Below are 15,029 nucleotides of genomic sequence, written 5' to 3' on the forward strand. Positions count from 1 at the left end.
TGTTAACTAAAAAAGATCGCCCTCAACCTTGCAAACTTCGCAAGCTGGCGGGCGATCTTTTTATGTTGTGTGCTACTGCTTCATATTGCAATTTTCAGCTTTCTCCGCAGAGCCCGCAAAATCGTTGATTATGCGAGATACTTTTGAACAGGTTAATCGTCTACTTGTTTTGTTACAAGGGTGACACACAATTGTAACTGCACCCGTAGATACCTGTCTGGCAATATTTTTGGGTTAGATGGATATTTCAATACTCCATTCACACGGTTGGCATTCTTTCTTATTACAAGCTAGATCATGCCTCGCAGCCGATCCGCAATAACGCGCATCATGCTGCGAAGTACATCGATGTTCTGGAAGCAGAAGCTCAGCACGAGGTCACGGTGCAGCTGGAGCAGCACGGCTGAGTCCTTCGCTGTGCAATCTGCTGATCGAGGACCACTGTCGATGATGGCCATTTCGCCGAAGAACGCGCCTTCTCCCAACAGCGCGAACTCCTCACTACCGCGATGGACGCGGATACTGCCCTCGATGATACCATACATCGTATCTCCGAAGTCACCCGCACGGCAGATGGCTTCTCCAGGCTCATAGGCAACTTCCTCGACCATTTGAGCCAGCCACATGAAGTCATTCGGGCCCAGATGGGCAAAGAGATCGATTTTTTGCAAGACGAGGATTCGGCGTAATATCACTTCATCCCTCGTCAATTCCGTCGCAGCCTGGGGCTCCTGTAATGACGCTGCGGCAGCCTCCGCCTGAGCAAGAACAAGCTCTGACCGAGCAGCTTCATTCCCATCTTCTCCTTGCTCTTGCACTTGCTCTTGCACTTCTCCTTGACCTTCCACCAGAGCTTGCCCCTGATCTCCCGCCTGCTCTTCTACTTGCTCCACCACTGAAGCCTGCCCTTTCCCCTGACCCCGCTCCAGCTCCGAACGCAGTCTGCGCGAAAGAAGCTTCATCATTTCAACGGCAATGCTCGTCTGATCGAACATCATGTCGTAGAACACGGACGAATCCAGACGCCACAGCACCATGTTTTCTTCCGCTTTAATCGTTGCCGTCCGCGCACTGTTCGTAAGAATGGCCATCTCACCGAAACAATCGCCGAGATTCAGCTCACCGAGGAGCTGCTTATTGCGATAAATGCCTGCCCGACCTTCGTCTATCAGCATTAGGGAATCGCCTGGATCGCCCTCTTTAATGATCAAATTGCCTTGTTCGGCAGTCATTTTATGCAGTCGCTTGGCGATTACAGATAAGTCTCTACTTGTGAGACCTTGGAATAACGAAACACGGCGAAGCAATTGCACCCGATGCATAAGATCTGCGAGCTCGGCGTTCACCACTGTCTCCGACTTTCGAAGTGTATGGTACTGAATCGTTGGAGTCAGCCATTCATCACCTTGCTCGGCTAGCCAGCTCAAATGCAGATTAAGCTCGACCTTGCTTGCGGCTACCTTGGGCAGCTTGCGGGAACCTGCCATGAATTTGGCCATCTCTGTACGCAAAGTCCCTTGCAGCGTCTGATCAATGACCTCTTCGGCATTGGCCTGCTGACGCGAATCCCCTTCCGACCAATCCAGAAACACGGCCTGCATGGTTTGCCCATCTTTCAGAAGCGCCAGCAATAGAAACACACGCCGAGTAATCGCCGTACGAATTTCGTCGATCATCTTCTCTATTTCCGCATAGTCATCTACGCCAACAACGCATGCACCATGCTCAGCGAACTGTGCGTACAGCGTAAGCTCTTGGAAGATGTAGGCCTCCACCTTGCTGCTATCCGGCTGAAGCAGCTGCTTGCTCATCCGTTGCAAAGACTCCAAGATACGGTCACGCAAGGCGTAAGGCGCTGCCTCATAGCAAGCAAACAACATATCCATCGCACGTTGGGTACCCATGCGTTCAAAAACCGCAGGCAAATACAAGCTGATTTCCTGCTGCTCCAAGTATGGCGCCAGCTGTAGCAGCACATCATCTTCGTCGTACGCGGCGAGCGCGTCTATGGCGTAGCGCCGGGTTTTGCTATCTTTTAGCATACCAATAATCGGTACAAGTAACGGAGGCACGTGCAGAATAGCTGCGGACTCCAATGCCCGAATTCGAACCAACGGACTGTTGTCCTGCAAAAGAGAGATGAGTGGTTTGTAGAAGTTTTTCACACGGATTTGTCCGAATAACGCGGCCATGGCGATCCGTTCCTCTTCGTGTCCGCTTTCCATCATATCTTTCAGCTTCCCAACCGCGCGGAACATGCCTTCAATACTATAATATTTGACTAAACCAGCAATCGTTGCTGCTTGAACCTCAACTGATGGGTCATCCAAATGCACAGTAATCTCATCAACATAGTCCTCTTCTGCATATGCGGAGAGAGCGATAATCGCCTTGGCTCTAACTTGTACATGCTCAGATGCTATCTGTTCCTGGAGAATAGGTTCGAAACCTTCCGGAACCTTCATCTCCACGTACGCCAAGGTTTCTAAACGCATTTCAGGGATGGAATGACGCAACAAACTGTCTAAATGCGGAGTTAAGTCAAATGAGCTTGTCTCCTTCAAAAGACCGAACGCGTACAGCGCTTGCCCCTTGTCCGAACCGTTCAATGCATCGATCAAGATTTGCCGGGTCACGGAATCCATGAGGTTAAGCTCGACTTTTTGCAGGTCGTCGCCGCCTGTTTTGAGATTGGACAAGAGCGTCGTCAAGTACGCTTTCTTTACTTTGATGCCCGCAAAAATCCCCACAACGAGCAATACTAACACGATATAACTCAACTTCTCAGGGGCTACGAATCGTGTAACGAGGAGAAGGCAGATGGCTGCAAGTCCTTTGGCACCGTTGCGGACAATGCCATCCAAAAAACCCTTCGCTTTATTCCGCCATTCCGGAGGAACGGGGAACATCACTAATTGACTGACCGAGGAGTAAATCGTGTCCCCGACGACTTTATCGCTTCCTTTGACAACAACCGCCATAGCAAGGACAGGCAATACGAGTATGCCGAGACTTCCCGCGAAGAGTGCAATCGGGAAAATTAACAGAGCTGTCATCACGCCGAACCGCGTAATCACACGCCCTGACACGAACAATTGCACACCGAGGGCAATCAACCCCGAGAAGCCGTAGAAGCTTCCCATGAAGCCGGCTAATGCTTCGTTTTGCAAGGTGCCACGCAGAATAACTTTGAATTGATAATCAATTAGGGTTAGGGAAACAACGAGCGCAGCAGCCAAAATTGCGACATACTTGAGATGCGGCACATTCGCGAAAAGCCCGCCTTTTTGCTGAACAGATGACGACTTCGATGCGGCTTTGCGTGCCTGCGCTGGCTTTGAATCACCAAGATCTTTGGTCATGGCCAAGATGACAAACACAACGACAAGACCGAGTAATTGCAGTCCGGCATACACATAGATCAAATTCGCCGTTCCGACGAGTGGAACAAGGACTTTCAGCCCGAATCCGCTTAAAATCCCGCCCATAATCCCCCCGCTACCTACGAGACCGATCATTTGCTTCGCCTTACGCTGGTCCATCACCGATGTAGCGAACTGCCAGAAGCAGACGATCATCAGAAAGTTGAACACATCATAGCCGATATAAATGACGGGAAACACCCATCGCAGCTCCAGGCCAACCCCGAATCTAGAGATCAGTACGAAGGTCGAGATCAGTGGAATCATCAGCTTGAGGAGTGTTTCTAAGCGCACCTTGGGAGAGAAACGTTGGAACACGATACCTGCCGTAATCATGACGAGTGCCTGCGGCAAGTACATCAAAGATAAATACGAATTGTCGAACCGACTCAAGAAGAGTGTATCCGCCGCTGTTCGTCCGATCGTTGATGCCGATACTACGAAGAACAAATAAGCAAATAACAGAAATACTTTCCTGTATTCCTTCTTATCCTCTGTCATTTTATCTAAAAAGGAACGGTACGTTTTACTAATAGAGCTACTCACACGACACCTCATTCTGCATTTAAACGAACATGATTCTCACTTAAAATTGTATCAGAAGTCCTAGGAAAAAATAACTACATTTTCAACAAAATAACGTAGAAAAATACAAAAAAAGACACCATCCGTGGATGTGTCTTCTTAAAATAACATTTATATTCTAAAATTGTCGCCTCTCCAGCTGCGAATTGCTTTCTTAATCGCATCCGGAGTCAACCGCTCTGCTGCTGCCTTCTTACAAAGTGCAGGAAACTCTTCATCCGATGCAAACCGCAAAGCCGTAATTTGTCCCATCGTCAACTTCTTATCTAGCAGCTTCTGTGTCAGCACAAAGTGTCGAAGGTTCTCTTCAGCCCGAATCGCCCGATCCTGCGCCTTGATTGGGTAGGAACGAATAAGCAAAAAGATCACAACCACAATAACAGCTATGAGAACATAGATGATTGCTGGCAGAACCTGATCGTTGGCCTGCAAGGCATTCACAAGCTGCATAATGGATAGGACCACTAAGCCTAATGCCAGCAATGAAAATACATAGTGAAACAACGGATGCATACGTCGATGATTGACATAATTCTGAACCTTCATCTACTTATTTCCCCACAATCTGAGTAATCTCACTCTCTAATAATAGATAACGGTGCACACTTCGCATGATCGGCACTTTCGTCAAATTGTTTTTGTCCACATATTGCTTCATCTGATCTTTGGATAGACCTAAGATTTTACCCGCTTCCATTACCGTGAGTACCGCTTCATTGCTAGTCGCGTTGAACGTTGTCTTCACCTTTTGATTCCAGTCTTCAAATGATTGCATGTTTTCGCACCCTTCTCAATCCGATCCTTCCATTATAGCACGAAAACTCCTACATCACCCAATTACCTTCATCTGCCACCTAGGACTCTTCTTCGCTCATGAGAGCCAGCAGTGCTTTGGGCAACTCAAACTTCTGATTGCTTATCATGATCTGATTCAAGGCATCCTCGGCAATATCCGCCTGCTCTTCCTTAATCACACTGATCTCGGCATGCAGCCGTTCCATCTGTGAATCAAGTGCTGCCGCGGAGGCCGCTGCTTGCTTTAACTCTTCTAAGAGACGGGCAGGTACAGCTTGGTTGCCTTCATTAAATTTATAGAATATCTTATGCTCGAGACTTGCCCAACAGTCCATGGCAATCGTACGAATTTGCACTTCCATACAGACGCGCTCTTCACGGTCCGACATATGTACAGGCACTTCAATGAGCAAATGCAAGCTTTGGTAGCCATTAGGTTTCGGGTTTTTGATATAATCTTTTTCGCTCAAAATATGAAGGTCATTCTGATTTCTCAGCATTTTAGAAATGACATAAATATCGGAGACGAAGGAGCATGTAATACGGAGACCCGCAATGTCCTTCACACTGCCCTTTATGCCTTCAAAAGAGAGTTCTCCACCTTTTCTCATCAGCTTTTGAAAAATCCCTTCCGGCGATTTCAACCGAGACTTCGTATGTTCAATCGGGTTATATTCATGCAGCATCTCGAATTCTTGAACGAGGATATCGATCCTTGTCTCCATTTCATCCAGCGCGAACTTATAGGTCATCATGAAGCGTGTGATGTCGTGTTTAAACTTTTTCAAATCATTCATCGAAAACTGACTCGTCATCATATTCATACGAAATTCCATCCTTTGGTTATGGTTATTTTCCCATGCTTTGCTAGTTTAAATCATGGAGATCGCTCGAAGCAAATTCAGCGATGAGAAAAGACACCACTAGGGTGTCTTAAGTGTCTGTTGTATGTATATTAGTTCATTTTATACGTATTAATTACGTCTTGTAAATCTTGGGCTATGCTAGCGAGCATCTGGGAAGAGGACGTTACTTCCTGAGAAGAAGCCAGCTGTTCTTCGGTGGCTCCAGCCACACTCTGCGACAACTCCGAAGTCATCTTCGCTACATGCTCCATGTTCGTGACCGTTGCGGAGACTTGCTGAGAACTTGCAGCCATTTGCTGTGCAGCCGCTGCTGTTTCTTGAATTTTGGCAGCTACTTCGTCTGCGGAGCGAACGATCGCTTGGAAGCTTTGCTCCGTACGATCGACGGATTGGAGCCCCTTGTGCACCTCGGCAAGCCCCGCATCCATCGCTTTGACCGCCTCTTGCGTATTCTGTTGTATGCTGGTGACCACACCTCGGATCGCGCCAACCGACTCACCCGTTTGTGTAGCGAGCTTGCGGACCTCTTCCGCAACAACCGCGAAGCCTTTGCCCGCTTCACCCGCACGAGCAGCTTCAATCGCCGCATTCAAGGCGAGGAGGTTCGTCTGGGTCGCGATCTCACCTATCATTTGCGAGACTTTCCCGATATTCTGGGAATGCTCAGCCAGTTGGTGAATCGTTTGGTTCGCCTGTGTCACCGTGCTGCTCAATGCGTTCATGCTCATCGTCACATGGTGAATGTCGGCTTGACCGTTGCGTGCTTGTACGGATGCGTTGATCGATAGATCCGATACATCCGACGTCGTCTCAGCAATACGCTGCACGCCAACTGCGATTTCATCCATGGCGCGGGCACACTCCAGCGCATTGATGCGCTGTGTTTCCGCTTCTGCGGCAATCGTTTGAATGTCCACAGCGACATGCTGGGAGGCTTCACTATTTTGCTCCGAGCTGGCAAATAACTGCTCCGAAGAAGATGCCACTGCGCTGGAGGATTCCTGCATACGGCCCATGACCTCGCGCATTTGACGCGTCATACCATTCACCGCTGTGACAAGGACGCCTATTTCGTCTTTATTATTAAAACGCAGTTCCGAAACCGTCAGGTCCCCTTCTGCCATACGATCTAGCACACGAGAGGCGGCAATAACGGGTCTGGTAATGTTACGGACAATGACCCACGTAATCGCAACGGATAACAATACAGCGACGATCAGAAGACTAATACCACTTATGATACTGCTATGATAGGAAGATGCATTCTTTTCCACACTTTCATCTGCACCCTGTTGGTTAAAGGCAACCATTTTGCGACATATCGTTTGTACAAAATTATAACTTTGTGTTAGCTCGTCATTGAGCCGAATTAATTCAATCTCGTCTGTTGCCTTACTATACTTAATATAGTTGCTTTTTAGATTGCCCCAATGTTCTAGAATCATCTTGTAATTCTTCTCATCTTCTTCATTAGCTAATGTCTTGCTGTAGCTGTCTATCGCCTTATCACCTTTGGTAATCGTCGCTTGAATGTCACGCGTTAACTCTAACTTCACTGAAGCATCCTTCTGATTATGAACACCTACGAGGTCCTTAGCAAAATGCTCCGTCAAATAACTGAATTCTTGGATGAGCTGCGTTCCGGCCATCCAGTTCTGAGCAATCTCCGTTATATCCTGCTTCATGTTTTTCATTCTTACCATATCGGTAATGCCCAAAATACCCATAAACAGTAGAACGATTGCAAAGGAACCAATCAGTTTTTGCTTCAAATTCATTTTCACCTGCGTACGTCTCATCCACTCTTCTAATCTAGCTGTCGCTTGCATCTAAATCCTCCGAAATTTCAATTTATGGAAACTCTCTCTCTCATCCCAAGCCTATCTTATCGGCAAAATGTAAAGAGAATTCAATAGAAACTATTAACTCGGTATGAGTTCAACTAACATTTATCCAATTCTGGTCACAAAACGTTCAAAGAAGTGGTGGGAGTGGTTGTGAAGTTGGCGGGGAGGGAATGCGGAGTGCGGCGGAGCGCCGGGACGGGATGCGCGGACGGAGCGCGCGGACGGGATGCGCTAGCAGGGCACCCAGACAGTTAACTGTAAAAAGTACAGTTAACTTTATAAAAACTAGCCGATTTTATAGAATAACTGGATTTCCTACAGCTAAATTCGAGCAATTCACTTCAATTGGCGGATAAGTGCAAAATTAACTACATATTTTCCATTTATTTTACACTTTCAGCTGAAATCGCGTAAAATAGATGTACTTTTTACATCTATTATGCAAAACAAACTCACCTACCCTACGGCAACCTTCCTATTCAGCCAGATGTCTACCTCCCTATCCCTTCCGATCATCATTCTTCCTTCACCACCAACTACTCTTACTTTATTCACTCATCCAACCTCTGTCGCCACCAGTATTACCGTTCACACCAGTTCGCCTTTCCCTTCAACTACTCTTACATTAATCACTCTTCCACCCTCAGTCGCCACCAAGACCACCACCACCCCACTCTCAGCGCCTCCTCAGCCTAACCTCCACACGTGTCATCTGCCCCAGCTTGCTAGCCCACCAACCCCTGAATTACACTTCTGCGTTCCCCTATCATCCTAATCGTAAGAGAAGACAAGATGCCTCTTCTTTTTTCCGCAGGTTGTACATAGAAATGGAAAGAGACACCCTCGAAAGGATGTGCTTTTCCACTATGGCGATGCAACACTTGCTGTCTAATCAAATGGAGCTTTTCCTGCAATATGGACTAGCTATTTTTTGGACAATCACCTATATCCTCATCATTATCCAAGGGTTTAAGGATCGCGCCTGTGGTATGCCGCTGCCAGCTATTTGCGCTAATATTACTTGGGAGTTTCTTTTTGCATTCGTGATGCCGTTTCATCCGCTGCAGATGATCATTTCGCTGGTCTGGTTCCTGCTCGATTGTGTCATATTGTTCCAAGGTGTCTACTTTGCTAAACGCCAGTTTCCGCCCCGCCTGCTCCTGCCTGCGATCTTCTCTTTGCTTGTTATTTCTCTGCTGCTCCACGTCGGGATGATTGTCGAATTCCACGATCAAGAGGGGAAATACACGGCATTTGGCATCAATCTAATGATGTCAGTCCTGTTTATACAGCTACTTTTTAAACAGGGCCTCAAAGGCCAGACGATCTACATCGCCTACTACAAAATGATCGGCACCTTGTGCGCATCTGTGCTCTGCTACTCGCTGTATCCGGACTCCATCTTATTATTGCTGCTGTGTTGGCTTACCACGATTGCGGACATTGTATATATCGTGATGATTCATCGCACTTTGCATATGACGAAAAGGTCGAATACTCAACTGGTGCCTACCCTCCATGCCTAGCAAAAAAGACACCCCAACGAGGTGTCTTTCTTCCCATGCCTAGGCTAAAATCGGCAGCTTCACATGGCTCGGATACATCTCCGAGTGGTAAATCTTCTGCGTCACCACAACAGGCTGCGGATCCGCATACGGATTCAAGCCTGTGTTTGTGTTGGGGAACGCAATCATTTTGCTGGACGAAGTCACCGTAAAGCGTAAGCGGTGCCCGACCGGGAAGGTATGTGCGATATTTTGCATAAAAATATCGTACTTCTCCACCTGCCCTGGCGTGAGCAGCTCCGGCACGTCCAAGCCGTTCCGATACTTCGCGCGCACGATATAGTTGGACAGCTTGATCGAGTTCCCCTTCGGGTCCACGTCGCTCAAGGTCACAACCCAATCCGTGTCGACGCCGCTGCTCGACGCGTACAGCTCACAAGACAGCTCGCCCGCCACGGTTACAGCCTCTGCCAACACCTCGCTCGTGTACACGAGGATGTCGCTGCGCAGCTCATGCCGCCGCATGTTCTCCGGCTCGCGCTCGCCGCTGTCCGCCACGGGCTCCTCCGGGTCGTACACGAACGTGTCCGACTCGCCTTCCACGTGCGCGCCACCCGCCAGCGTTAGCACGCCATCTCCATAACTGGAGTTGGCTCGCCCGCCGCTGCCCAAGAACCACCTCGTCGCCGTCGCCTCGCTCGGCGTCCAATCATCCGAGGTCCGCCACTCGTTGGTGCCGACCACGTAATAACGAGCCCGTGGCTCCTGCTCGATGCCGTTGGCAATGCCCTTCAAAAACCGATCAAACCAGCGCAGCACGTTCACATCGTAGTTATACACAACGGCATCGTTGCCGAAGCTGGTGTCCAGCAGATCACGTGTGCGATTCGGGCCGTGCTCCCAGGGGCCGAGCCAGATTTTGCGGTTCGGCACATCGTGCTTGGTGAGCATTCGCCACGTCTCAGATACGCCTGCACTGTCGCCATCGTACCAACCCGAAATGACGAACATCGGCACCTTCACTTGATCCCCGCGCTCGCTGTACGTACAATTGCGCCAAAAATCATCATAATCCGGATGCTCGCTCCACAGATCCCAAGGTCCCGAAGCTTTCCCGATCATCTGCTGCGGTATCTCGCGAATCGGCCTCGCATCAACGGCTTTCTCTGGGCTGACTGTCCGCCCCCCGAAGATGTCAAAATCCGTCCGCGTCCCCACCGACTGTGCCAGTGTCCAGCATAGCAAAGGCCACGAACACACGGTACCGCCCTTGCGCACTGTATCAACGAACGGCGAACCGACGTTCACTTCGTTCACGACGGCCTTCAAGTTCGGGTGCCCGCTAGTCGCAGCAGCGGTAACCACATACCCCAAATACGACGCGCCCCACATACCGACGTTACCGTCGGACCAGTCCTGCGCGATGATCCAATCGATCGTATCCGAGCTATCGTCACGCTCATAGAAGAACGGTACGAGCTCCCCTTCGGAATCGGCGCGCCCGCGAACGTCCTGGTTGACGACGGCATAGCCTTTGTTCGCCCACCGCATGAAAAACGTCTTCCGCAGATTACGGTCATAGCACGTGCGGATCAGAATCGTTGGCAGCTTAATACCTGGCGCTACCCCCTCCGGCAAATACACATCCGTTGCCAAACGAACGCCATCGCGCATCGGGACCAAGTCCGTTCCGAGGTCATTCACCCCATACCGTGCCTCCGAAAGCAGCGAATCCGCATACTCCACAAGCGGTGTCACCGCTTCATAACCGTCCACGACCAGCACTTCCATACCATAGCGATTCGGTGCCACGAATGCCACCACGCAGCCATCCACGGTCACGATATCAAGCGCGGTATCCTTACGCAAAGCCCATACTTGCGCAACGACCTCTCTGCCCGCTACTTCACCCGTGTACTGGATATGTTTCTGATACAGCTCACCGTTCCCTAGCGTAATGGATTCGCCCTGCCACTCCGCTACTGCATAGTGGGACTGATTACCCTTAATTTTGTGCAAAGGAATAATAAAGCCTGCCTGCTCAGACAGCACATTCTCCTGCAGCTGCGTCCGCCGACGTGAATCCACCTTGGCATGCATAATCGCGCTCTCCGTAAACCGAATCGTTCCCTCATACACACCAGCCGCATACAGCTTATAACTGCTCGTCCATTGCTCTCTCACTCCGCCATCTCCTATCCGCACACCGCTTCAAACACGCGCAGCCAGTTTCCACCCATCATTTTGCGAACATCCTCGTCCGAGTAGCCTCTTGCCACCAAACCACGCGTAAAATTAATAAAATAGCTATATTTCTCCAGCCCCTTTACCGTTTCCGTCGAGGGTCCATCCCCTTTGGCAAACCCAATGCGAGGCGCAATGTGCTCTTTAAAATAGACCAAGGACCACGCCACATCACTCATCGGCCAATCCGTGCCAATGCCGACATGGTCCACCCCGACTAGTCGGACGAGATAATCCATGTGATCGAGCACATGCTCAATCGTCGTATCATTCGGATCCCCGTGGACGAACCACGGCATCGCAAACACGCCAATCACGCCGCCCGTTGCGGCGATGGCCTGGAATTCTTCATCGCTTTTGCAGCGCATATGGTTGTAAATCACCTCAACACCCGTGTGCGAAGCGATCACTGGCGCTGTAGAAAGACGGCACGCATCTAGTGTCGTTTGTTTGCCGCAATGACTCGTATCGACGAGGATGCCTAGCTCATTCATTTTTGCAATGAAACGCATACCGAACTTGCTCACGCCGCCATTCGCCTCTTCCGCACAGCCGGAAGCTATGTAATTCTGATTGTTATAGGTAAGCTGCAGCACTCTCAGCCCAAAATTGTACATCGCCTCGAGCAGCTCGAGATTTTTGCCTAAGCCGTCTGTTTCCTGCGCGGTAACGATTCCTGCCTTCAAGTTGTCCCGCTTCGCTGCGCGGATCTGCTCCGCCGTCACAGCTTTCACAAGCCACTCGTTCGCGTCGAATTGACGCTGAATGTCGCCCATGCTGATCAGGATTTTGTCCACACTAGATACATCTAACTGACGATTACCTGCCGTGATGCCCGAACGGTACCACTCATCTTTGAACTCGGAGATTTCTCCGCGAGCCGCCATGTCGTGAATGATTTTGCTCGGCATCGCGCTGTATGTCCATGCATCCTCTTTATAAGGCTCACATGCCTCACGAATGCTCTCGGAAATCGCCTCTGGAATCGCCTTAGGGGACAGCGGTCCCTGGAACAAAAGATCTATTATAATCGAGCTCTCATGCAGCTCCCGTGCGCTTGCCTCTTGCTCTAATGTAAGGTTAAAAGGATATAGTCCCTCTGTCGCGTTCATCGATGCTCACTCCTAGAAGTCAATGTGGGTTCCTTTGTGCGTGCGAATCGCTTCCTGATAGATGTATGTGGCCGCCGCCAGATCCTCGCAAGCAAGCCCTAATGATTTAAATAACGTGATGGACGTGGCAGAGCGTCTTCCCTCTTTCGCACCAACCAACAGCTCACCTATTTCAGCTAAAATGTGGCCCTCCCCAATCGCTCCCTCCTGCAGAGGGATCAGGTAATCACCCGCTTCGTTCACGGTGGATTCCGTGCGGTCCACGAACAGCTCAGCTCGGCGCACCAGCTCGGTATCGAGCTCGCGGTCTCTGGCTCGGCAGGCGCCGACGGCATTCACATGCGCGCCTTCCTTGATCCAAGCGCCCTGCACGATCGGCGTCGTCGACGCCGTCACCGTGCAGATGATATCCGCATCTGCCACAGCTGCCTGTGCGGTTGGTGCACACGAGACGAGGACAGCCGGATAGCGGCTTGCCGTCTCGGCTCTCAATCTGTCGGCATGGGCTGGGTTCGGCCCCCATACCTTGATCTTCGTGATCGGGCGCACCAGCAGCATCGCCTCGATGTGCGTCCGGGCCTGCTCGCCCGTGCCGATCACGGCAAGGGTCGCGGCCTCGGGCTTAGCCAGCAACTTCGTTGCTGCTGCGCTGACCGCTGCAGTACGGATGGCGGTGATTCGGGTGCCATCCACAATCGCCTCCAATTGACCATTGGTCGAATTGAACAGTGAGACAAAGCCTTGATGCGAAGGAAAGCCGTTTCCATGATTCCCCGGAAATACGGTGATCACCTTGGCGCCAACCTTCTCATCTCTTTTTAAATACGTCGGCATCAGCCCCATTACATTGCCGCCTTCCAGCGGAACAACGGAACGTAGTGCTTGCACGGCATGTCCATTCACCAAATCGGTGAGGACCGCCTCCATAATCTCGATACAGGCTGACATCGCAAGCAGCTCTTGCACTTCGGTTGATTTGATCACTAGTATGGGACATCACCTGCTTATATGTAGTTCTTTTTATTATAGCAAAGTCCAGTGTCGTGGGGGAAACTTGGGTTACCAGAGAGCGTGATACTAGGGTGTTGGTGTTGGTGTTGGTGCTGGTGCTGGTGTTGCCTTTGCTGCCCCCTACAGTCTTAACTGGAAAATATCAATCTATTATCGAAAAATTCTTTCAAAAACTCGATTTAACTGGAAAATATGTAGTTAAAATTAACTTTCCTCGTTCATATCGACTAACTGCATAATATTAACTGTAGATTTTCCATCTATCAGGCATTTAATCGGAAAAATCCTGAAATATAACTGTATAAAATCCATCTATTGCCCGGAAGCTCCCTATAGTTACGACACTTCCAGTCACCACCATTCATCTGACTCAGTAGGGTAAGACGAGGGATTACTTCCTCGGACTCCCCATCAAACCGTGCATGCGGATTTCCCGCACACGGCTTTCCTTCGTCAGTTCCCCATCTTCAGGAGTGAGTCCTCTTCACCCGTCACCGAGTTGCATATTTCACACCTGAATTAGAAACGTGTGGTGAGTAAGTTTGTTAGAAATACCAAACCCGCTGTTTCCAACATTTTGTTTGGAATTAGCGAGTTAGAAACTGTAGACTTCTTTTTGCGCATAAAGGCTCGCACCCTCATACGCATCCATTCATCCAAGCGTTGAAACTTCTTCTTTACGTTCCCTATCCCGAAATAGTTACCAAATCCTCGTGACACTTCATTCAACTTCTTAATCATTTCTGCGAGGTTGTTTCCTTGTTGCCTTCGAGTGATCTCACGAACTTTCTCCTTGTACTTCTTCACTTTTCCTTTTGGCAAGATGAGGTATTCTTTCCAAAAATGGAATCCTAGAAAACGGAATCCTTCATCGAATTGCACCACTTTCGTTTTCTCAGGATGCATCCTTAACTGAAGCTCCCCTTCTAGAATGGTTTTTGCAGTCTGGTATGCTTCTTCTGCTTGCTCCTTTGTTTTACATAGGATAACAGCATCGTCGGCATACCTGACTACAGCGAACCCTTTCTCCTTCATCTCCCAGTCGAAGTGATTTAGATACAAATTCGCAAGTAATGGACTGATGACACCGCCCTGTGGAGACCCGACTACCGTTTCATGGAACTGATCATCTTCCATGACTCCTGCGGTAAGCCATCCGCGAATGAGCGTCAGCACTCTACCATCGGTTATTCGTTCACGCACCTTTTCCATCAGCAGTTTATGCGGAATTTCGTCGAAAAAGGACATAATGTCGAGGTCAACCACGTAGTTATATCCGCCGCGTTTTGCACGTCGAATCGTTTGTATGGCTTGGTGCGCCGAGTATCCAGGGCGAAAACCAAAGCTGTAGTAATAGAAGTCTTGTTCAAAGATCGGCTCGATGATTTGACGTACAGCCTGCTGGCATACGCGATCTCGGATTGTTGGAATCCCTAACGGTCTTAGCTTTCCGTTTTCTTTCTCGATATAGTGTCGCCTGACAGGATCAGGTTTGTACCGATCTTGTTGCAGTAACCTTTGGAGTTCCTTTAAGTTTATGTCTGTGTTCTTCTCGAACATGTCGATACTTACTCCATCGATTCCGCCACTGCCTTGATTCTTCTTTACCGCTAGCCATGCTTCGTGAAGATTGTCCCATTGG

The 15,029-nt window shown here is 49.6% G+C and carries 10 protein-coding genes; 1 reads left to right on the forward strand and 9 read right to left on the reverse strand.

Annotated features, from left to right (window positions below):
• Nucleotides 1-290: 290 nt before the first annotated feature.
• From ASG89_RS08415 to ASG89_RS08435, 5 genes are all read right to left on the reverse strand, one after another.
• On the reverse strand, nt 291-3,968 hold the full coding sequence (locus ASG89_RS08415) for an Npt1/Npt2 family nucleotide transporter (RefSeq protein ID WP_057310156.1): 3,678 nt from the start codon (nt 3,966-3,968) through the stop codon (nt 291-293).
• A gap of 150 nt (nt 3,969-4,118) precedes the next feature.
• The gene (locus ASG89_RS08420; protein WP_057310157.1) at nt 4,119-4,553 is read right to left on the reverse strand and encodes a DUF6526 family protein; all 435 of its coding nucleotides are present in this window, start codon (nt 4,551-4,553) and stop codon (nt 4,119-4,121) included.
• Nucleotides 4,554-4,557: 4 nt separating this feature from the next.
• On the reverse strand, nt 4,558-4,782 hold the full coding sequence (locus tag ASG89_RS08425) for a hypothetical protein (RefSeq protein WP_056611059.1): 225 nt from the start codon (nt 4,780-4,782) through the stop codon (nt 4,558-4,560).
• Nucleotides 4,783-4,861: 79 nt separating this feature from the next.
• The gene (locus ASG89_RS08430; protein ID WP_057310240.1) at nt 4,862-5,617 is read right to left on the reverse strand and encodes a GTP pyrophosphokinase family protein; all 756 of its coding nucleotides are present in this window, start codon (nt 5,615-5,617) and stop codon (nt 4,862-4,864) included.
• A 140-nt stretch (nt 5,618-5,757) separates the two neighbouring features.
• Entirely contained in the window at nt 5,758-7,497 is a 1,740-nt protein-coding gene (locus tag ASG89_RS08435; RefSeq protein ID WP_057310158.1) for a methyl-accepting chemotaxis protein, read from the reverse strand.
• A gap of 884 nt (nt 7,498-8,381) precedes the next feature.
• Here ASG89_RS08435 and ASG89_RS08440 point away from each other — a divergent pair.
• A complete protein-coding gene (locus ASG89_RS08440) occupies nt 8,382-9,041 on the forward strand; it encodes a hypothetical protein (RefSeq protein ID WP_057310159.1) in 660 nt (219 codons plus the stop codon).
• 39 nt (nt 9,042-9,080) lie between these two features.
• Here ASG89_RS08440 and ASG89_RS08445 read toward each other — a convergent pair whose 3' ends face one another.
• The 4 genes from ASG89_RS08445 to ltrA all read right to left on the reverse strand — a co-directional run.
• Nucleotides 9,081-11,225 (reverse strand): CocE/NonD family hydrolase, encoded by a 2,145-nt coding sequence (locus tag ASG89_RS08445; RefSeq protein WP_157276567.1) that lies wholly within the window; start codon nt 11,223-11,225, stop codon nt 9,081-9,083.
• Nucleotides 11,216-12,376 (reverse strand): dipeptidase, encoded by a 1,161-nt coding sequence (locus ASG89_RS08450; protein ID WP_057310161.1) that lies wholly within the window; start codon nt 12,374-12,376, stop codon nt 11,216-11,218. The genes ASG89_RS08445 and ASG89_RS08450 overlap by 10 nt, the downstream gene beginning before the upstream one ends.
• A gap of 12 nt (nt 12,377-12,388) precedes the next feature.
• Nucleotides 12,389-13,360 carry an ornithine cyclodeaminase family protein gene (locus ASG89_RS08455; protein WP_057310162.1) on the reverse strand — a complete coding sequence of 324 codons (972 nt, stop codon included), beginning with the start codon at nt 13,358-13,360 and terminating at the stop codon, nt 12,389-12,391.
• Between the two features lie 546 nt (nt 13,361-13,906).
• Nucleotides 13,907-15,029, reverse strand: a 1,123-nt coding sequence (ltrA, locus tag ASG89_RS08460; protein WP_057310163.1) for a group II intron reverse transcriptase/maturase, incomplete at its 5' end; no start/stop codon positions are given.

This window comes from Paenibacillus sp. Soil766 (assembly GCF_001428105.1).
Taxonomy (GTDB): Bacteria; Bacillota; Bacilli; order Paenibacillales; family NBRC-103111; genus Paenibacillus_E.